Raw genomic sequence first — 19,933 nt, forward strand, 5'->3', positions numbered from 1 at the left:
GGCTGATAAAATGAGTTTATTGAATGTAGAAGGATTATATAAAACCTATGGCGAAAAAACGCTGTTTGATCATATCTCTTTTCATATAGAACCAAAGGAACGCATCGGGTTAATTGGACCGAATGGAACAGGGAAGTCAACGCTTTTAAAAGTCATTGCAGGACTTGAATCATTTGAGGAAGGCGACATTACAAAGGCAGGGACACTTGATATCGAATTTCTTGAGCAAGATCCTGAAATGAGCGGAGATGAAACGATTCTCGACTATATTTTTTCAGGAACAGCACCAATGATTCAAACGATGAAAGCCTATGAACAGGCGCTGGCTGATTTAGAGCATGATCCACAAAACGAGGCAAAACAAGAAGCGCTTATGCGTATGCAAAATAAAATGGATCAGGACGACGCATGGGATGCGAACCTTTCGGCGAAAACGATTTTGACAAAGCTTGGTGTCAAAGATGTGAGCCGATCTGTTCATGCGTTATCAGGCGGACAGAAAAAGCGTGTGGCGATCGCCAAAAACTTAATCCAGCCTGCGGGTTTGCTGATTTTAGATGAGCCGACAAACCATCTAGACAACGCAACCATTGAATGGCTTGAGGGATATTTGAGTCAATACAGCGGGGCTGTCATTCTTGTAACCCATGATCGTTATTTCTTAAACCGTGTCGCCAATCGGATTTATGAATTAAATCAGGGGCAGCTTTACACATATAAAGGAAATTATGAAGTCTTTTTAGAAAAAAGAGCGGAACGAGAAGCAGAAGCTCAAGTAAAAGAAACGAAACGTCAAAATTTGCTTAGACGTGAGCTTGCATGGCTGAGAAGAGGGGCAAAGGCTCGAACAACAAAGCAAAAAGCACGTATCGGCAGAGTGGAAGAGCTGAAGGATCAAAAGGGACCTGATGCAAAGGGAGAGCTTGATTTTGCGATCGGTTCTCACCGGCTTGGAAAACAAGTGATTGAGGCAGAAGAGATCAGCATCACATTTGCTGGTCAAACCCTTGTGGACCAGTTCAGCGATTTAGTCGTGCCAGGGGATCGTATCGGATTTATCGGACCGAATGGAGTGGGCAAAACGACTTTACTCAATTGCCTGGCGGGTAAAATAGAACCGACGAATGGACAATTGACCATTGGACAAACAGTTCGCATTGGCTATTACACGCAGGACCATAACGAAATGAATGAAGAGCTGAATATCATTGATTACATTAAAGAAACAGCTGAAATTGTCAAAACGGCAGATGGCGTCATTGTGACAGCAGAGCAGATGTTGGAGCGATTTTTATTCCCTAGATCCATGCAGCGCACGTTTATCCGCAAGCTGTCAGGGGGAGAGCGCCGCAGATTGTATTTATTGAAGGTTTTGATGGAAGAGCCGAATGTTCTCTTTTTAGATGAGCCGACGAACGACTTGGATACAGAGACACTGAGCATTTTAGAGGATTATTTGGAGCAGTTCCCAGGCGTAGTCATCACCGTGTCGCATGATCGTTATTTCTTAGACCGAGTCGTCCATCGTCTGCTTGTGTTTGAAGGAAATGGACGTATTTCACACTTCCAAGGTGCTTACAGCGATTACATGGAGCAAGAAAAAGAACAGAAGCGGACAGAGACAAAACCAGCTGAAAAACAAGTAGAAGCTGCACCGAAAAAGAGGAAAAAACTATCCTATAAGGACCAGCTTGAATGGGATGGGATTGAAGATCGGATACAAGCACTAGAGGACAAACACCAGCAGCTCGAAGCCAGCATTGCAGAGGCTGGCAGTGATTTTGGGAAAATTCAAGAGCTGATGGACAAGCAAAAAGCCGTCGCTGAAGAATTAGAACAAGCGATGGATCGCTGGACAGAACTGTCGATGATGATTGAAGAATTAGAAAGTAATGAAAAATAAAGGTTGGCAAAAAAACTGTAGAGACATTCTACAGTTTTTTTTGATAAGAACATTTGGCATAAGCATCGTGCTGATGAATGGATTCTTCATTTCGACACTCAATTTGAAAGCCTTTGATCCAGTTTTGTTCATATAGCTCTGCTGCAATTAATCTCGCAACATCCTCTACAAAACGTGGATTTTCATAGGCCTCTTCTGTCACTTGTTTTTCATCTGGTCTTTTGAGTACAGGGTAAAGAGGCGCACTCGCATTAGACTCGATGATCTGCAGTAGATCTGCTTTCATGTCATCAGGGAGTTGACCTTGTTCAAACAGCTCTACCTGAATCGATACAGTGCCGCGCTGATTATGTGCGCCGTATTCACTGATTTCTTTTGAACAAGGACATAACGTTGTCACCTGAGCAGTGCAGCCAATATGACAAATCCATCCGTTTTCTTCATGAAAGTGGATGTCGTATTGCACGTCTGCATGCATCAAACCGGACTTTCCGCTGATGGGACTCTTTTTTTCCATGTACCACGGAAAGGAAACTTGAATCGAGGCAGATGGCTGATTCATATGCTTGGCAAGCTGTGCTGTCAATTCTTTTAAGGAATCCACATCAACCGGCTTTCCGCTCTCATAAAATGAGTGAAGCTGCTCGGTGAGACGGCTCATATGAATGCCTTTTTGATGAGCTGGCAAATATGTACTCAGCGTAAAATCAGCGGAAGCGGTTTGGTGCTGTGGAGCCGTTTTAGACAAAATATGTACAGGGTACGACACACGGCAAATTCCGACCTGTTCCAGATCAAAATAAAAGTCCTGTTCGGTTTGTTGGATGTCTATCATGTCCTCTTTTTGACAAGGTTTTGTTCTAGCGCTTGGCGGGACAGAACCGAATTGTGCGTGTCGTTCTTTTTTGGATGGAAATGAACACATAGGGTACCTCCTTTAAAACGTAATGATTCCTATTTATTCTGCATCAAACCACAATAGAAATCAAGTGATCAAACATTAACGTTTACGTTAAGGTCACAAAGGTGTATAATAAAACATGAATTGATGAGCAGGAGGCACTGGTGATGGAATGGATGAAAATTGATCAAGTGGCGAAAAGAAGCGGTCTGACGAAACGGACCATTCGTTTCTATGAAGAGATTGGTTTATTATCAGCACCAAAGCGGACAGAGGGCGGAGTCAGACTTTACTCAGAGGATGACATGGAAGAACTGGAGAAAGTGATGCAGGCCAAAGAAGTACTTGGCTTTTCTTTACAAGAGCTTCAGTCGTTTATGGAAATAGGAAAACAGCTTGAGCTGAATAAAGAAGGCTACCTGTTATCTCTTGACCCGAAGGAACGATTAGAGAAACTGTTAGATATTGATGCGCAGCTGACTGTGCAGCATCAATTGATTACAAAAAAGCTAGAAACGATTCAATCCTTTAAAAAGGATCTTGAAATGATGAAAGAAAGAGCGGCTCATGCCATTGAGCAATTACAAAAATAAACACCTCAGCGTGTTTATTTCAGCGTGTAGACAAACCCTCGCATTCTTTGTCAGTCCTGCGCTCTGGTGCTCACGAATGCCAAATTCGCTCCGCTCCAGTGCTCGTCCTTCCTAGACTGCAAAGGTTTTCTATCACGCTGAAAAAGAAGACAAAGAGCTAAAATAAAGTTCATTTTAGCCCTTTGTCAACAAAATAAAATAAACACCTCAGCGTGTTTATTTTATTTTGTTAATCAACTGTAGGAAAGGTTCTGATGGAATGAAGGAAGAAGAAGTATTGAAACAGCGTACGAGTTTGCTTAGACAGCCAAAAGCCGTCTGGGCGGTGGCCTTTGCTTGTGTGATTTCATTTATGGGAATAGGGCTTGTAGACCCGATTTTGCCAGCCATTGCATCACAATTACATGCATCTCCAAGTCAGGTGTCTCTTTTATTTACGAGCTATTTGCTTGTCACCGGCTTTGTGATGTTTTTTACCGGTTTTATTTCTAGTCGTATTGGTGCCAAATGGACGTTATTATTAGGACTCATCTTTATTATTGTCTTTTCTGCTTTAGGCGGTACTTCTTCAACCATTAATGAATTAATTGGTTTTAGAGGCGGATGGGGCATTGGGAATGCCTTATTTATTTCAACGGCATTATCAGTGATTGTCGGTGTGTCTGTTGGAGGAAGTGCGAAAGCCATCATTTTATATGAGGCGGCACTAGGTCTTGGGATTTCTGTCGGGCCGCTCCTTGGCGGTGAGCTTGGAACGATCTCTTGGCGCGGGCCATTCTTTGGTGTGGCAGTGTTAATGCTCGTTGCTCTTTTAGCTATTATTTTTATGCTTCCACCTATACAAAAGCCGCAGAAAAAGGTGAAGTTATTTGAAGCTGTTGGAGCCTTGAAATATAAGGGGCTTTTAACGATGGCATCTGCTGCTTTCTTATATAATTTTGGATTCTTTGTTCTTCTAGCTTATTCGCCATTTGTGCTTCATCTTGATGAGCATGGTCTTGGCTATGTCTTTTTTGGATGGGGATTATTTTTGGCTGTGACATCTGTCTTCTCAGCGCCGGTCATTCATCGCAAATTGGGTACATTAACAGCTCTTGTTGTTCTCTTTGCTTCATTTGCTGTGATTTTATTCGGCATTGGAATATGGACATCACATGTGGTCGTGGTCATTTGCGGTATTGTCATTGCTGGGGGAATCCTCGGCATGATCAATACGGTGCTGACGACGGCTGTGATGGGATCAGCTCCTGTTGAGCGTTCAATTGCATCATCTTCATACAGTGCTGTACGATTTATTGGTGGTGCGATTGCGCCTTGGATTGCGGGAGTTCTCGCTGAAACTTACACAGCAAGCACCCCTTATTATGTAGGGGCGGCAGTTGTTCTCTTAGGAATGGTCATCCTGCTTCTTGGCCGTAAGCATCTGGTGAATATCCAACCAGGTCATTAATAGAAAAAAGCCTCATATCTTTTGAAAAGATATGAGGCTTTTTTTGTCGTTATAATACTTTGGTTGTCCAGGATTCGCAATTCCAAGTTTCAGTGGCCACATCTTGATAAAATTCAGGTTCGTGGGAAATCAATAGGACGCTGCCTTTATATTCTTTTAACGCGCGCTTTAATTCTTCTTTTGCATCGACATCCAAGTGGTTTGTCGGCTCATCGAGAACAAGCAAATTGGTTTCTTCGTTAATGAGCTTACAAAGGCGGACCTTCGCTTTTTCACCACCACTTAAAACAGACACACGGCTTTCAATATGTTTTGTCGTTAAACCGCATTTGGCAAGGGCGGCTCTGACTTCATATTGTGTGTACGATGGGAAGGTGCTCCACACCTCTTCGATACAAGTGTTGCTGTTTTGCTCTTTTACTTCTTGTTCAAAGTAACCAATATGCAGGAATTCTCCGCGTTCCACCTCACCAGAAATGGGGGAGATTTCTCCAAGCAAGCTTCGGAGCAGTGTCGTTTTTCCGATACCGTTGGCACCGTATAACGCAATTTTTTGACCACGTTCCATTTTCAAATTCAATGGGCGGGAGAGCGGTTCATCATAACCGATGACTAAATCTTTCGTTTCAAAAATCAGTTTCCCAGACGTACGTGCCGGTTTAAAGTGGAATTCTGGTTTTGGCTTTTCGGCCGCCAGTTCAATCATATCCATCTTATCCAGTTTCTTTTGACGGGACATCGCCATATTTCGAGTGCTGACACGTGCTTTGTTTCTTGCAACAAAATCCTTTAGTTCAGCCACTTCTTGCTGCTGCCTTTTATACGCTGCTTCTAGCTGCTGCTTTTTCACTTCGTATACTTGTTTAAATTGATCATAATCACCAACGTATCGCGTGAGTTCTTGATTTTCGACATGATAAATCAAGTTAATGACACTGTTTAGGAACGGGATATCATGTGAAATGAGGATAAATGCATTTTCATATTCCTGCAAATAGCGCTTCAGCCACTCAATATGCTGTTCATCTAAATAGTTGGTCGGCTCGTCAAGAAGAAGAATTTCAGGCTTCTCTAACAGCAATTTCGCAAGCAGTACTTTTGTCCGCTGTCCGCCGCTCAGCTCTGTCACATCACGATCGAGCCCGAGATCTGTTAACCCAAGACCTCTTGCAATTTCCTCTACCTTGGAATCAATGATATAAAAATCATTGTTCGTCAGGGCATCCTGAATGACGCCTACTTCTTCTAAAAGCTTTTCTAGCTCATCAGGATCTGCTTCACCCATTTTTTCGTAAATGTCATTCATTGCGGCTTCCATTGAGAATAAATAATGGAATGCATCTTGAAGGACTTCACGAATGGTTCTTCCTTTTTCAAGCACGGTATGCTGATCGAGGTAGCCGACACGGACATTTTTTGCCCATTCGACTTTTCCTGCATCTGGCTCAAGCTTGCCAGTAATAATATTCATAAACGTTGACTTTCCTTCACCGTTGGCGCCAATCAAGCCGACATGCTCGCCTTTTAATAACCGGAAGGAGACTTCGTGGAAAATGGCTCTGTCGCCAAAGCCATGACTTAAATCTTTAACAGATAATATCATTTTTTACACCTCAAATAGATTCAAAACGGCTAGTGCCTCTCATGATTATATCGAACTGTCCGGCTCGATAAAAGCATCAAAAGAAAAATTGCGTTTCAAAGCCGATTTTGAGATACTTAAGGATAGATTGAATGAGGATAAAGGAGATCAACATGACGGAAAATTGGGCATTTTTGAAAGAAGCAAAGCCATTTATTCAAAAGAACTTTGAAGCGGCTGGCTTTGAGAAGCCAACAGCGATACAAGAACAAACAGCAGAGTGGATTACGGAAAAACGCGATGTGATCGCAGAATCACCGACTGGAACAGGGAAGACCCTAGCGTATGTTCTGCCGCTTTTAAATAAAATTGATGTGAGTATCAAACACCCGCAAGTCTTAATCTTGGCACCTTCAAGAGAGCTTGTGATGCAAATTTTTGATGTCGTGCAAGAGTTCAAACAAGGTTCAGACATCAAAGCTATTTCCTTAATAGGCGGGGCAAACATCAAGAAGCAGCAGGAAAAGCTAAAAAAACACCCGAATATCGTGGTGGCGACACCGGGTCGCGTACAAGAGTTAATCAAAATCAAGAAACTGAAAATGCATGAAGTGAAAACGATCGTGTTAGACGAGGCAGACCAGCTTCTTGTCCCAGAGCATATGAAAACGATCCAAGCGATCATTAAATCCACATTAAAAGAAAGACAAATCCTTTGTTTCTCTGCGACGTTGAAAGAGGAAACCGTTCAACAGATTAAAGACATTGCATCTAAACCAGAAGTATTGAAAATTAGCAGAAGCCAAGAAGAAGCGCAGAAGGTAGGGCATTATTACCTGTTATGTGATCAGCGTGACAAGGTGAAATTACTGCAAAAGCTATCACGGCTTGAGGACATGCAGGCACTTGTCTTTGTGCGAGATATTACGAATTTGAGCATTTATGCAGAAAAATTAGCGTATCACCATGTCGACCTTGGTGTGCTTCACAGTGAAGCGAAAAAAGCAGAGCGAGCTATCATCTTAAAGGAATTTGAACAGCGTGAATTCCCGCTTCTTCTTGCAACAGATATCGCAGCAAGAGGGATCGATATTGACGATCTGCCTTACGTGATCCATGCCGACCTGCCAAACGAAGAAGGCTATATCCACCGTTCAGGCAGAACCGGCCGCGCAGGAAAAGAAGGGGCTGTTATCAGCCTAGTCACACCTCAAGAGCATTCAATGCTTAAAAAAATGGCGAAAAAGCTAAATCTTTCGCTTCAGGAAATTATTTATAAGCAAGGTCAGCTGCACCTTGCACCCAAGCAGGCATAAGAAAAGGACCCTCCATAATTGGCAGGGTCCTTTTTTGTTATGAAATTTTGACAAGTTGTTTTCCGACATTTTCCCCTTTAAATAGTCCAAGGAATGCATCTGGAATATGGTCAAAACCTTCGATAATGGTTTCTTTGTAAGTCAGTTTGTCTTCTTTTACCCATTGTGCGAGATCTTTTGCCGCCTCTTCAAAACGATCAGAGTAGTTGGCAACAATGAAGCCCTTCATTAATGCACTTGTTTTAATGAGTTTTGTTTGCACACGAGGCCCAATATCTTCGCTTGCACTAATGTTATAAGAAGAAATGGCGCCGCAGACTGGAATACGTGCAAAACGGTTCAAATGATTCATCACGGCATCAGAGATTTCGCCGCCCACATTGTCAAAATACACATCGACACCGTTTGGACAGGCTTTTGCAATGGCGTCATCTAAATCATTTGTTGTTTTATAATTAATGGTTTCATCAAAGCCCAGTTCTTTTAAATAAGCTAGCTTATCATCAGATCCGGCAATTCCAACGACATGGGCACCTTTGATTTTAGCGATCTGTCCGACAACAGAACCAACGGCACCTGCGGCTCCAGAAATGACAACCGTTTCGCCTTCTTTTGGCTGACCAATCGCAAGAAGTCCAAAATAGGCGGTTTGTCCTGGCATGCCCAAAATCCCTAAGTAATAAGATAACGGCGCAATGGATGGATCAATTTTTGTCAGAGACTCTGCTTTGGCAGTAGAATATTCCTGCCAGCCAAGGAATCCAAGTACAAAATCACCTTTCTCAAATTGAGGAGATTTGGACTCGACGACTTCTCCGACCACACCACCTTGAATGACTTCATTCAGCTTGAACGGAGGTGTATAGGATTTTGTATCTTGCATTCGTCCTCTCATGTAAGGATCTACAGACACATATTTCGTTTGAATCAAGACTTCGCCATCTTGCGGCGTTGGTATATCAACTGTTTCAAAATGAAAAACATCTTTAGTAGGTAACCCTTTTGGACGTTTTGCTAATTGAATTTGTTTTTGTTGACTCATGTCAAATCCTCCCTTTCACTTGCAACCTAGATTTACATTAACATGATGCTTCTTTTCGTTCAAAACATACGGTCTTTTCCAAGCACATACAAAAAAGCAGCCACCATCTAAAAGAAGGGGACTACTTTTTTTGAAGAGAGACAGAAAGGAGCGGCGGGAGACAACCAAACAGTTGATACTCATCCGCATCACGTTCTTTTAACAAATATTCATTTGCATTTTGCATGGAGGCTTTCATCATATCGTGCGTCACAAAAGGAAAAAGGATATTTAAATATGAGGATAACAGGTCTTGTGGATCTTGTTCGATTGACTCGATATCTCCAATGTTAATAATAATAGAAAAAAGATAATCGATGCAGATGTGAAAGTGCTGTTCAGCAAACAAAGTAAGCGGCTTTGCTTTTGATTCTTCAGGATTCCATTTTTGAAAAAGCTGTTTCACCAAATCACTGACAACCCATGCATTAAACTGCTGCTCAGCTGAAAAATAATACATCAGCTCCACCCCATTTCTAGCCTCCAGTATAAGAATTGTACAACAAATGACAAGGAATGAATACAATTTTTCAGAAAATTTAGTCATATTCACAGTCTTTTTGTCAAAAATAAGTCCATAGACGCACTAAGTTCACAGAGTAAAAATGGATGTGCTGGAGGAAGGTTTAATGACAAAAGTGACGGGTAAAAGATTCGTAAGACGTTAAAGGAGGAATAATAAATGAAACCTGTTGTAAGAGAGTATTCAAATGATGAAACACTTCAAAGAGATGTGGAGCAATTAAAACAACTCGGTGTTGCAAGAGAGGACATTTATGTTCTGTCCCATGACGATGATCGAACTGAGCGTATTGCAAGCAACGCAGATGCCAATACGATAGGTCCAAAAGAAGTTGGACTCAAGCATGCGGTTGGAAACATCTTTAGCAAAAAGGGAGATGAACTCCGCAATAAGATTCACGAAATTGGTTTCTCAAAAGAAGAAGCTGAGACATTTGAAGAACATTTAGACGAAGGAAAAGTTCTTCTCTTTGTGACTGACCATGAAAAAGTGAAAAATTGGGCATAAACGCCATCGTAAAAAGCCTCTTACTTTTGTAAGGGGCTTTTTTTCATGCTGCGATAATTAAAATCTACCATCTGTCTTTTTCACTATAATAAGAAAGGTTAAAAAATTGGGATAAACAGTAAAATGTCTAATTGAAAATATAGAAATATCAAAGGATACCATCAAAAAAATGAAAAAAGTAGTGAAAATATCACAAAAAACCATTCGGGAAATAATTATGATATCTTTATTTTTATTTCAAAATGAAATAAAAATCTTGTGTAATTTAGTAGATAAATTTCTTAGTTCTATTGGTTTAAGTTGTATTTTTGTGTAGAAATAAGTGTTTTAAGGTCAAAAAACCACGAAATATACCTGTATTTTCAATTAGAAAATCATTCTAATGTTTAGGAAATAATTTGTTGACAAAATAATCTAAAAACAATATATTTGGCTTAATCAAGTCATTATGGAAGTAGTTGTTAAATTTTCGATAGGTGGATTTCAGGATCAATTCGGTAAATGATGATGCATTAAGACCTAAGGGAGAGCGCTTCTGAGGCAGAGCGATACGGAAGAAATATCTATTAGACAAAAAGAAATGGATGATAGATAACTTAGAATGGTAGATTCGTTTTTCTACTATGCCTATTTCTCAATGATATGATTCAGGGTATTCAGAGGATCATCATAAAGAAAACGCTTTCTAAACGCTGTTAAGGAGGTGAACCCATATGAAGAAAATGTATAACAAACTGAGGCGCTGTAACAGTTGAATGGCTGTGGTTGTATGTGAAGATGAGTGTTGAAAAAGAAGAGTGACATGTGGGATGCTTCTCTCCTTTTTCAGAAAATAGATTTCCTAAAAAATCCATCTTTCATTTTATCATAAGGCTTTTTGCTTGAAAACCACCTTTATTAGGAAAGGTGATTGTGAATTGAAGGAGGTCACGTGATGAAAAAGGCTTTGTATCATGAAGACAGCGGGTTGTATTTAGAAAAAATGCGTATGGCTTTTCAAGAACACTATGAGCAAAGAACAGATATGTGGTCCACTGATCCATCATTAACAGATGCTGCTGTGATGTCTCTGAAGGCATGGCGTTCCAGGGAAAAGGATGCACTTGCTTCTGTGCTGGATATCGGCTGCGGGAACGGCAGGGCTCTTGAACATTTACAAGGACTGTCGGCATATACCGGCATTGATCTTTATGAGCATGAGGAATGGCAAGGATTAAAGAAGAGAAAAGAGGTTCCTGTCCATTTTTATCATCAAGATTTTATGTCCTGGTCGATGAATCAAGGGCGCGAGCTGACGTTTGATCTGATTTTAGATCATGGCTGCTTTCACCATCAGCACCCTGATGACCACGAACGATACTTAAGGCAGATTTCCTCGCTGCTTCATGAAGGTGGTGTGTTTTCCCTTGTTGTATGGGGAGAAGAGTGGAAAACAGGCTTAATCGGAGAAGATGGACGCTTCCATTTTTCATTCTCAGATACTCAGCTTGGAGAAAAGATTTGTACATCAGGACTTGAGCTCGTTTCGATTACACCATTACAAGCGAAGGCTGGGATCAGCCAGCATCATGTCATTGCTGTCAAAATCTAGTGCAAAGGAGGATAAACGCGATGTTTGATGTGATGGTTCTTGGTGCATACCTAGGCGGGTGTCATGCTTCAATCAATGTAGCTGAATTGAAGTACGGACTATTCATCCAATCAAAGGGTACAACCGGATGACGTGCATTTGAAGAACCAGAGCTTCTAGTAAAGGAGAAAGCAGCTCGAAGCTAGCAGAGATATTCTTTTAGAGAAAGAGCATGTCAGTTTCCATTCAAGAATCATCAAATGGTGTTGCTCTCTTACAGAGAATACAGCGTATGAAGCTCGATTTCTGCTCCTTTGTACTGGACAAGTGACAGTCTAAAAAGAGTCTTTATGAAAGGTACTGATGGATGATTGGCATCGCACATCTATTCAGCCAGTATGACAGGAAATTTCTCCTGAGCCATGATTCTAGCTGGAACCGGTGCTCAGGATGCAAAGGGAGTGCATACACATATTCATCACGCCATCACTGCGCTGAGAGAGTTCAATGGGGTGCAGTGATGAATAGGGGGAGACAAATGAACAAGTTTGTAGCTGAACTACAATCAATGATTCATCATTTTACATTTCAAGAAAAACACTATTTGCTCGTGGGGCCAGTGAACCTGCCGATCTCTATTGAACATGAAGAAGTGCAGTTTACATGGTATGCCTTTGCGTCTGTAGAAGCTGATACAACGCCAACGGTTGAGTCTATTGTACAAATGAGTACCGAGCAGCAAACATTTTCCTCTTGTCTCCTTTTTGGCGACTTTGAAAATGAAGTGCCGCCGCTTGTGCGAATTCATAGTGTCTGCCAAACAGGGGATGTGTTTGGGTCACTGAAATGTGATTGCGGTCCACAGCTTGCATCATCGCTAAAAAAAATCACCGATTACGGAAAAGGCATGCTTGTGTATATGGCCAATCAAGAAGGGCGCTCTATTGGGTTAATGGCCAAAGCCTTCACGTATAAATTACAGGAAATGAAACTAGATACATTTGAGGCGAACAGGTTGATCGGCTGCGGAGATGATGATCGGCATTACGAGGAAGCAGCGGCTGTCTTGCACTATTTAAACAAAGGGAAACCATTGCATCTCTTAACCAATAATCCAGATAAAGTCGATTCCATTGCTGCTTACGGTCTTCCGGTTTTACGGTTTGATCATACGGTAGAAGCCTCTCTATATAATGAAGCATATTTAAAGGCAAAAGCAGCATCAGGGCATATGGTCGATGAGAAGAAATTAATTAATCAGTAGATGAGTTTATTTAAAGAAGGCGGGAGAAAAGCGTGAAACCTGATATCAATTGGATTCAAATCCCAAGCGGCTATGCGACGATTGGAAGTAATGAAGAAGATATGAAAAAGGCATCAGAATTTTGGAAGGACAAACTTCTGAATCCAGCCTATGGCCGTGAGAAAAAATTTCAAAAATGGCTGTACAAAGAATTTCCATCTTATCAGCCGTATATGAGTGAATTTTTCATCTCAGATACGGTCGTCACCAATGAATGGTATCAAAGCTATTGCGACGAGACAGGAAAGCCTTATCCAGAGAGCTTGACGAACCTAGAACTTGGCGGGGGAAAAGACCATCCAGCTTGGGGCATGGACATCGAGGAAGCTTTCTCATTTTGTCAGTGGCTGAGCGGGAAGCTTGGATATGAGGTATCGATTCCTACTGAGGAAGAATGGGAATATGCTGCCCGGGGCAATACGAGACATCAATATCCTTGGGGAGATGAGTTTAACCCCTCTTACTGTAATACACACGAATCAAATATTGAAAAAACGACACCTGTCCGTCATTACGAAAAAGGAAGATCTCTATTTGGACTATATGATATGGGTGGCAATGTCGAAGAATGGGTCAACACCAAGTATCACATATATGAAGGCGGAATTGAGGTTGTAGATGATTTAACCGAGACACTCGGCAGTGATTACTACATTTTAAAAGGTGGCTCCTTCGCAAGAGGCGGAGATTTATGCAGAGTCGCAAGAAGACACGGTAAACACCCAGACCCTGTTTTTCGATTTACTGGTTTTCGTGTAGTTACTCGTCAAAAACAACATATAAAGGTGGGAGTGTAAAACCATGCATAGAGGACCGATTACATCCGTTTTATCAACTCAGCATGACCAAATTGTCTACACAGGTGGCTATGACCGCTGTATTTATAAATGGGACCGTGCCACGGGAGAAGGAACATTCATTGGCAGTCACGAGCATATCATCAACTCTTTATCCCTTTCGGAAAATGGAACGTATTTAGCGAGTGCATCGTCAGACTATACCATTCAATTATATGATACTGGCACACATACAAGAATTCGTACGCTATATGGTCATGCGGATGATGTGGAAGCTGTCGCATTTGCAAAGCAGGATACGCTTCTTGTATCAGTGTCCAGAGACAGAAGATGCTTAGTTTGGGATATTGAAACGGGAGCCATTTTAAGAGAATTTCATGGACATAGCAAGGATGTATTAGCTGTATGGATTCATGAGGATAAAGCTTATACAACTGGTGACGATGGCTATGTCCTTGTATGGCTCTATGAAACAGGAGAAATTGTAGGTGAAATTGGCCCGTTTGATTATGAGCTGGATACCATCAGCGGCAGCAATCAAAAAGAAGTATTCGCCCTTGGTAGAGACGATGGCACGGTCATCATTTATGATGCCGCTACATTACAGGAGAAAAAAATCATTAAAGCTCATTTACAAGGTGTGAAACGTGTAAACTTTTCGCCGAGCGGTAACTACTTGCTCACAGCGGGATATGACCATTTAATTAAGCTCTGGAATTATGAAACCGGTGATTTAATTGATACGCTGCTGCCTCATAAATATCAATGGGAGCGCTCGCTTGTTTGGACAGAAGATGAGCAGGCCATTTTAGGAGCCAGCTTTGGGAAAACGTATTGTGAATGGTCCATTCAAGAAGGAAAAGTGATCTCTGATGAGCAGGAATTGGCGACACCTTCTATTAATGATATTGCGTTGACTGAAGCGGGTGATATTATCACTGCATCAGATGACGGAAAATTCAGAAAAAATGGAATCGAAATCGCAAAGTCAACAGGTGTTCTCACAAATGGAGTGGCTGTTGCACGGGATGGAAGCTATTATGCATGGGGCGATCATGCGAGTCAGGTGCATATTGTACACGAGTCATTGCAGCAAATGGTCTCTTTTGATCTCAACACAGGTCCTGTCAATAGTGTGTATTTCCATGAGGAGGATCGTCAATTTTATATCGGCACTTATGGCGGTTATGTGCATGTCATTTCGACAGAACACTTAAAGGAAATCGGCCGTTCTAAAGCACATGATTGCGCGGTCAAAGCATTAAAGGTAGAAGGAGATCATATCATCACAGCGGCAGTTGAAGGAACCATCTGTCTTCTCGATAAAAAGAGTTTGTCCTTAACAGCAGAATATATCGGGGCGACAGAGCTGTTAAATGATGTATTTATTGATAGCAAAAGAGATCGTATTGCCATTGTCAGCCGTGATAAAAACGTCCGATTGTTTGATTTGCATACAGGCAGAATTTTAAATCAGCACAACGAGCATCAATATTCCATTAAATCCATCACTGTGACAGACTCTGGCTATATTGTGAGCGGAGACTATTGGGGGTATATTGTGGTATGGAATCCAGAGCTAGATGTCAATACAGGTCCGATTCGAATTGCTAAGAATGGTATTAGTGCCATTAGACAACTAGGAAATGATGTGTATGCAAGCTCATATGACGGTGGTATTTATCATATTCGAGAAGATGGCACACATACGGAAGTACTGCGCTTATTTGAACAATTTCCGAAAGAAGTAATCTCTCATTAAGAAAAAGAATGTAAGCGGGGGATTCTCATGATAAGTGTTTGCAAGGAACATATGAAAAAAGGTCTGACTGTACTCAATTGTCCGCATGTGCTCCTCATTAATAAATATGAATGTCGCAAATGCTGTTTTTGTAAACAACGAGCATCATATAAACTGTTTTATTCCTTGCCTTACTATGATCGATCTGAAAAGAAACGGCTTGAGAAAGTATAGCACATGAGAATAGAACTCCTTCATTTTCTGAAGGAGTTCTTTCCCTTGAGAGAAGAAAGGAGCCCGAGATGAAAGACGATGTTTTTTATATGAAGCTGGCGATTGCCAACGCGAAGGCGATGAAAGGACAAACCTCACCCAATCCGCTTGTTGGTGCAGTGATTGTTCAGAGCGGTGAGATTGTTGGGATTGGTGCGCACATGAAGGCGGGCGAGCCTCATGCTGAAATTCATGCGCTGCAAATGGCAGGAGAAAAGGCGAAGGGAGCTGACATGTATGTGACACTCGAACCTTGTACACATCACGGAAAAACAGGCCCTTGCACCGAAGCGATCATCAAAAGTGGTGTGAAGAAAGTGTTGATTGCCACCCAAGATCCGAATCCGGTTGTTGCAGGTAAAGGAATTGCCTTTTTGAAAAAGGCTGGAATTGAAGTGGAGCAAGGTATATGTAAACACGAAGCAGATCGTTTAAATGCTCCTTTTTTTCATTTGATGCAAACAAACCTTCCTTATGTCATCTTAAAATCAGCTATTTCGATAGATGGGAAAATTGCCACGGCTGATCAAGAAAGCAAATGGATCACTGGAATAGAAGCGAGAACAGAAGTGCAGCGCTTACGTCAAGAAGCAGATGCGGTGCTGACAGGAGTGGAAACGATTAGTCAAGATGATGCCGGCTTAATTGTAAAGGATTCATTCAACCATCAGCCCATTCGTGTCATTTTAGATTCAACATTAAGGATACCGCTTCATGCCAAATGCTTAACAGATCATAGGGCAGAAACCATAATTTGTACATCACAAGATTATGATCATCAAAAGTATCAACAGTTGATACAAAAAGGTCATCAAGTATTTGTTACAAGCGGAGAACACCGGACAGATCTTCAGGATGTGTTACACATGTTGAAGAAGCGCTCTGTGATGTCAGTGCTTGTAGAGGCAGGGGGCAGTGTGAGTGCGTCATTTTTAGAAGCATCCCTTGTGAACGAAGCTGTTATCTATATGGCACCTTTATTAATCGGAGGGAAAGATGCACCTACTTTTTTTGAAGGAGAAGGGGTAAAAAAACTAAAAAAGGCGATCCGTCCAGCGGATATTGAATATAGTATGGTAGGAAAAGATTTAAAAATGACGATGACATTTTAACGATGGAGAGAGGGCCTTGCACGTAGAGTGCAAGGCCTTTCAAATTTTTTGATAAAAATAAAATTGTACATACACCTTTATCGATCATGATGAATACGATGGATTGGGGTGATTCTATGAGAAAATGTAGACAATGCGGAAAGATATACCCAACTCATTCGACAGACCACTACCAAAAAGGAAGCTGGTATGATGCGTATAAGGATGATGGCTGGGAATGTGATAGTTGTAAGAAAGGTAAATCAGACAAACCAAGGAAACCAGTAAAAAATCCATGCTGTGGAAAAGATCCTTGTGTGTGTGTCATTCAAGGACCGCCAGGGGGAAGAGGAAGGAGAGGCCCAGCAGGTCCGGCAGGTCCAGTGGGTCCAGTTGGCCCAGCGGGTCCAGCCGGCCCGGCAGGTCCACAAGGCCCAACAGGCGTTGGGTTAACAGGGATTGTAGCATTTGATCCAGCGGTAGCCCCGGCGTATCCAGTAGGTCAAGTGGTGACATATGATGGCAGTACGTATGTGGTAAATTCAGCACCACCAACAGGTACGCCTGATACATCGCCGGATTATACGCTTTTAGCAGCTGCGGGCGCAACAGGTACAGGACCAACAGGTGTCACCGGAGATCCAGGTCCGACGGGTGCAACAGGAGCCACTGGTGTAGGTCTAACTGGAGTCGTTCCTTTTGATGCGGCAGCGGCACCAGGATATCCATTGGGTCAAGTAGTGACATATGAAGGTGGAACGTATCTTGCAAACACAGCATCACCAACGGGTACACCGGATACATCACCAGATTATACGCTTCTAGCCGCTGCGGGTGCGACAGGAGATACGGGTGCAACCGGAGCAACAGGAACAGGAGCAACAGGAGATACAGGCGCAACTGGAGCGACCGGAGCCACAGGAGATACGGGTGCCACAGGAGCAACAGGAACAGGAGCGACTGGCGCTACTGGAGATACAGGCGCAACCGGAGCGACCGGAGCCACAGGAGATACGGGTGCCACAGGGGCAACAGGAACAGGAGCGACCGGCGCTACTGGAGATACAGGTGCTACTGGAGCGACCGGAGCCACAGGAGATACGGGTGCCACGGGAGCAACAGGAACAGGAGCGACTGGCGCTACTGGAGATACAGGCGCAACCGGAGCGACCGGAGCCACAGGAGATACGGGTGCCACAGGGGCAACAGGAACAGGAGCGACCGGCGCTACTGGAGATACAGGTGCTACTGGAGCGACCGGAGCCACAGGAGATACGGGTGCCACGGGAGCAACAGGAACAGGAGCGACCGGTGCTACTGGAGATACAGGCGCAACCGGAGCGACCGGAGCCACAGGAGATACGGGTGCCACAGGGGCAACAGGAACAGGAGCGACCGGCGCTACTGGAGATACAGGTGCTACTGGAGCGACCGGAGCCACAGGAGATACGGGTGCCACAGGGGCAACAGGAACAGGAGCCACGGGTGCAACGGGAGATACAGGAGCGACAGGAGCAATCGGAGCGACCGGTGCAACGGGAGATACGGGAGCGACCGGAGTAACCGGAGCCACAGGAGTAACGGGAGATACGGGAGCGACTGGAGTAACCGGAGCCACAGGTGTAACGGGAGATACGGGAGCGACTGGAGTAACCGGAGCCACGGGCGCTACGGGAGATACAGGAGCGACCGGAGTAACCGGAGCCACAGGAGCAACGGGAGATACGGGAGCGACCGGAGTAACCGGAGCCACAGGTGTAACGGGAGATACGGGAGCGACTGGAGTAACCGGAGCCACAGGTGTAACGGGAGATACAGGAGCGACTGGAGTAACCGGAGCCACAGGTGCAACGGGAGATACCGGGGCAACCGGAGTAGGGTTAGCTGGTATTTTGGCATTTGACCCAGCAACAGCTCCAACCTATCCAGTAGGTCAAGTGGTGACATATGAAGGTGGAACTTATATCGTAAATACAGCACCACCAACTGGCACACCAGATACGTCTCCAGATTATACGTTATTGGCAGCCGCAGGTGTGACAGGCGCCACGGGAGATACGGGAGCGACCGGAGTAACTGGAGCCACGGGTGCAACGGGAGATACGGGAGCGACTGGAGTAACCGGAGCCACAGGTGTAACGGGAGATACAGGAGCGACCGGAGTAACCGGAGCTACAGGTGCAACAGGAGATACGGGAGCGACTGGAGTAACCGGAGCCACAGGTGTAACGGGAGATACGGGAGCGACTGGAGTAACCGGAGCCACTGGTGCTACGGGAGATACGGGAGCGACCGGAGTAACCGGAGCTACAGGTGCAACAGGAGATACGGGAGCGACTGGAGTAACCGGAGCCACTGGTGCAACGGGAGATACCGGAGCAACCGGAGTAGGGTTAGCTGGTATTTTGGCATTTGACCCAGCAACAGCTCCAACCTATACAGTAGGTCAAGTGGTGACATATGAAGGTGGAACTTATGTCGTAAATACAGCACCACCAACCGGCACACCAGATACGTCTCCAGATTATACGTTATTGGCAGCCGCAGGTGTGACAGGCGCCACGGGAGCAACCGGTGTCACCGGAGATACAGGTCCAACAGGAGCGACCGGAGTCACAGGCGCCACAGGTGTAACAGGAGATACGGGTGCAACAGGGGCTACAGGAACAGGCGCCACGGGAGCAACCGGTGCAACAGGCGCCACAGGTGCGACAGGATCAAGTGCGATTATTCCATTTGCATCTGGTACGCCAGCTGTTTTAACCACAATCGCAGGCGGTCTAGTTGGAACATCTAGCTTGGTCGGATTCGGTAACTCAGCCACTGGTGTCAGTATTGTAGGAGGAATCATTGATTTAACCGGAGCAGCAGGAACATTGTTAAACATGGCATTCTCCGTTCCAAGAGCTGGAACCATTACGTCATTTGCTGGCTATTTTAGCACGACTGCAGCCCTTTCTTTAGTTGGCACGAGTATTACTGTAACTGCTAGTCTGTTTGCTTCACCAACACCAGATAACAGCTTCACTCAAGTAGCGAGCGTTACATTGGCTCCAGCGTTAACCGGTGTTTTAACGATAGGGGCTATTACAAACGGTATCGCTACTGGTTTAAATGTACCAGTCACACCGCAAACAAGATTGCTTGTTGTATTCTCGGCAACAGCTACTGGTCTTTCCTTAGTGAATACTGTAGCAGGCTATGCAAGTGCTGGTTTATCCATCACGTAATAGGCACACAGGGATGACTCAATACTGAGTCATCCTTTTTTGTCTGTGTGAATTTTCTCTTAACTTCATGAG

General features: G+C 43.7%; 15 protein-coding genes. 11 read left to right on the forward strand and 4 right to left on the reverse strand.

The features are described 5' to 3' along the window. The first annotated feature begins 10 nt into the window (after nucleotides 1-10). A complete protein-coding gene (locus NST15_RS03625) occupies nucleotides 11-1,903 on the forward strand; it encodes an ABC-F family ATP-binding cassette domain-containing protein (RefSeq protein ID WP_025206900.1) in 1,893 nt (630 codons plus the stop codon). A gap of 28 nt (nucleotides 1,904-1,931) precedes the next feature. Here the strand turns inward: NST15_RS03625 and folE2 are convergent, their stop codons facing one another. Next, on the reverse strand, nucleotides 1,932-2,828 hold the full coding sequence (folE2, locus tag NST15_RS03630; RefSeq protein ID WP_057078344.1) for a GTP cyclohydrolase FolE2: 897 nt from the start codon (nucleotides 2,826-2,828) through the stop codon (nucleotides 1,932-1,934). Between the two features lie 143 nt (nucleotides 2,829-2,971). Between folE2 and NST15_RS03635 the strand changes: the two genes are divergently transcribed. Together NST15_RS03635 and NST15_RS03640 are read left to right on the forward strand one after the other, a co-directional pair. Beyond that, a complete protein-coding gene (locus NST15_RS03635) occupies nucleotides 2,972-3,397 on the forward strand; it encodes a MerR family transcriptional regulator (protein ID WP_017366797.1) in 426 nt (141 codons plus the stop codon). A 259-nt stretch (nucleotides 3,398-3,656) separates the two neighbouring features. After that, the gene (locus NST15_RS03640; protein ID WP_342498862.1) at nucleotides 3,657-4,847 is read left to right on the forward strand and encodes an MFS transporter; all 1,191 of its coding nucleotides are present in this window, start codon (nucleotides 3,657-3,659) and stop codon (nucleotides 4,845-4,847) included. A 49-nt stretch (nucleotides 4,848-4,896) separates the two neighbouring features. Here the strand turns inward: NST15_RS03640 and NST15_RS03645 are convergent, their stop codons facing one another. Next, on the reverse strand, nucleotides 4,897-6,450 hold the full coding sequence (locus NST15_RS03645) for an ABC-F family ATP-binding cassette domain-containing protein (RefSeq protein WP_008343192.1): 1,554 nt from the start codon (nucleotides 6,448-6,450) through the stop codon (nucleotides 4,897-4,899). A gap of 152 nt (nucleotides 6,451-6,602) precedes the next feature. On the opposite strand from NST15_RS03645, the gene NST15_RS03650 reads away from it, so the two are divergent. After that, nucleotides 6,603-7,745: a DEAD/DEAH box helicase gene (locus NST15_RS03650; protein WP_342498863.1), complete on the forward strand. Its 1,143-nt coding sequence runs from the start codon at nucleotides 6,603-6,605 to the stop codon at nucleotides 7,743-7,745. 37 nt (nucleotides 7,746-7,782) lie between these two features. On the opposite strand, the gene NST15_RS03655 is transcribed toward NST15_RS03650, so the two are convergent. Further along, nucleotides 7,783-8,787, reverse strand: coding sequence for an NADP-dependent oxidoreductase (locus NST15_RS03655; protein ID WP_342498864.1), 1,005 nt, complete (start codon nucleotides 8,785-8,787; stop codon nucleotides 7,783-7,785). A gap of 121 nt (nucleotides 8,788-8,908) precedes the next feature. Continuing rightward, a complete protein-coding gene (locus NST15_RS03660; protein WP_017366799.1) occupies nucleotides 8,909-9,286 on the reverse strand; it encodes a YfmB family protein in 378 nt (125 codons plus the stop codon). Between the two features lie 222 nt (nucleotides 9,287-9,508). On the opposite strand from NST15_RS03660, the gene NST15_RS03665 reads away from it, so the two are divergent. From NST15_RS03665 to NST15_RS03695, 7 genes are all read left to right on the forward strand, one after another. After that, on the forward strand, nucleotides 9,509-9,856 hold the full coding sequence (locus tag NST15_RS03665) for a general stress protein (RefSeq protein ID WP_007496775.1): 348 nt from the start codon (nucleotides 9,509-9,511) through the stop codon (nucleotides 9,854-9,856). Nucleotides 9,857-10,790: 934 nt separating this feature from the next. Further along, the gene (locus NST15_RS03670; protein ID WP_342498865.1) at nucleotides 10,791-11,447 is read left to right on the forward strand and encodes a methyltransferase domain-containing protein; all 657 of its coding nucleotides are present in this window, start codon (nucleotides 10,791-10,793) and stop codon (nucleotides 11,445-11,447) included. Between the two features lie 517 nt (nucleotides 11,448-11,964). After that, nucleotides 11,965-12,690, forward strand: coding sequence for a GTP cyclohydrolase II (locus NST15_RS03675; protein WP_017360404.1), 726 nt, complete (start codon nucleotides 11,965-11,967; stop codon nucleotides 12,688-12,690). A gap of 32 nt (nucleotides 12,691-12,722) precedes the next feature. Next, nucleotides 12,723-13,526, forward strand: a complete 804-nt coding sequence (locus NST15_RS03680) for an SUMF1/EgtB/PvdO family nonheme iron enzyme (RefSeq protein ID WP_017360403.1) — start codon at nucleotides 12,723-12,725, stop codon at nucleotides 13,524-13,526. A 4-nt stretch (nucleotides 13,527-13,530) separates the two neighbouring features. Next, nucleotides 13,531-15,288 (forward strand): WD40 repeat domain-containing protein, encoded by a 1,758-nt coding sequence (locus NST15_RS03685; protein ID WP_008343181.1) that lies wholly within the window; start codon nucleotides 13,531-13,533, stop codon nucleotides 15,286-15,288. A gap of 281 nt (nucleotides 15,289-15,569) precedes the next feature. Beyond that, nucleotides 15,570-16,652, forward strand: coding sequence for a bifunctional diaminohydroxyphosphoribosylaminopyrimidine deaminase/5-amino-6-(5-phosphoribosylamino)uracil reductase RibD (ribD, locus tag NST15_RS03690; RefSeq protein ID WP_342498866.1), 1,083 nt, complete (start codon nucleotides 15,570-15,572; stop codon nucleotides 16,650-16,652). Nucleotides 16,653-16,768: 116 nt separating this feature from the next. Beyond that, nucleotides 16,769-19,861 carry an exosporium glycoprotein BclB-related protein gene (locus tag NST15_RS03695; RefSeq protein ID WP_342498867.1) on the forward strand — a complete coding sequence of 1,031 codons (3,093 nt, stop codon included), beginning with the start codon at nucleotides 16,769-16,771 and terminating at the stop codon, nucleotides 19,859-19,861. Nucleotides 19,862-19,933: the final 72 nt, after the last annotated feature.

The sequence above is a fragment of the Bacillus sp. FSL R5-0820 genome (genome assembly GCF_038593385.1).
GTDB lineage: Bacteria > Bacillota > Bacilli > Bacillales > Bacillaceae > Bacillus > Bacillus altitudinis.

Bases quoted from the DNA above. Each gene is read 5' to 3' on its own strand.
- NST15_RS03665 (WP_007496775.1), top strand. From the start codon at position 9,509: ATGAAACCTGTTGTAAGAGAGTATTCAAATGATGAAACACTTCAAAGA.
- NST15_RS03650 (WP_342498863.1), top strand. From the start codon at position 6,603: ATGACGGAAAATTGGGCATTTTTGAAAGAAGCAAAGCCATTTATTCAA.
- NST15_RS03640 (WP_342498862.1), top strand. From the start codon at position 3,657: ATGAAGGAAGAAGAAGTATTGAAACAGCGTACGAGTTTGCTTAGACAG.
- NST15_RS03635 (WP_017366797.1), top strand. From the start codon at position 2,972: ATGGAATGGATGAAAATTGATCAAGTGGCGAAAAGAAGCGGTCTGACG.
- NST15_RS03675 (WP_017360404.1), top strand. From the start codon at position 11,965: ATGAACAAGTTTGTAGCTGAACTACAATCAATGATTCATCATTTTACA.
- NST15_RS03685 (WP_008343181.1), top strand. From the start codon at position 13,531: ATGCATAGAGGACCGATTACATCCGTTTTATCAACTCAGCATGACCAA.
- ribD (WP_342498866.1), top strand. From the start codon at position 15,570: ATGAAAGACGATGTTTTTTATATGAAGCTGGCGATTGCCAACGCGAAG.
- NST15_RS03695 (WP_342498867.1), top strand. From the start codon at position 16,769: ATGAGAAAATGTAGACAATGCGGAAAGATATACCCAACTCATTCGACA.
- NST15_RS03660 (WP_017366799.1), bottom strand. From the start codon at position 9,286: ATGTATTATTTTTCAGCTGAGCAGCAGTTTAATGCATGGGTTGTCAGT.
- NST15_RS03645 (WP_008343192.1), bottom strand. From the start codon at position 6,450: ATGATATTATCTGTTAAAGATTTAAGTCATGGCTTTGGCGACAGAGCC.
- NST15_RS03625 (WP_025206900.1), top strand. From the start codon at position 11: ATGAGTTTATTGAATGTAGAAGGATTATATAAAACCTATGGCGAAAAA.
- NST15_RS03655 (WP_342498864.1), bottom strand. From the start codon at position 8,787: ATGAGTCAACAAAAACAAATTCAATTAGCAAAACGTCCAAAAGGGTTA.
- NST15_RS03670 (WP_342498865.1), top strand. From the start codon at position 10,791: ATGAAAAAGGCTTTGTATCATGAAGACAGCGGGTTGTATTTAGAAAAA.
- folE2 (WP_057078344.1), bottom strand. From the start codon at position 2,828: ATGTGTTCATTTCCATCCAAAAAAGAACGACACGCACAATTCGGTTCT.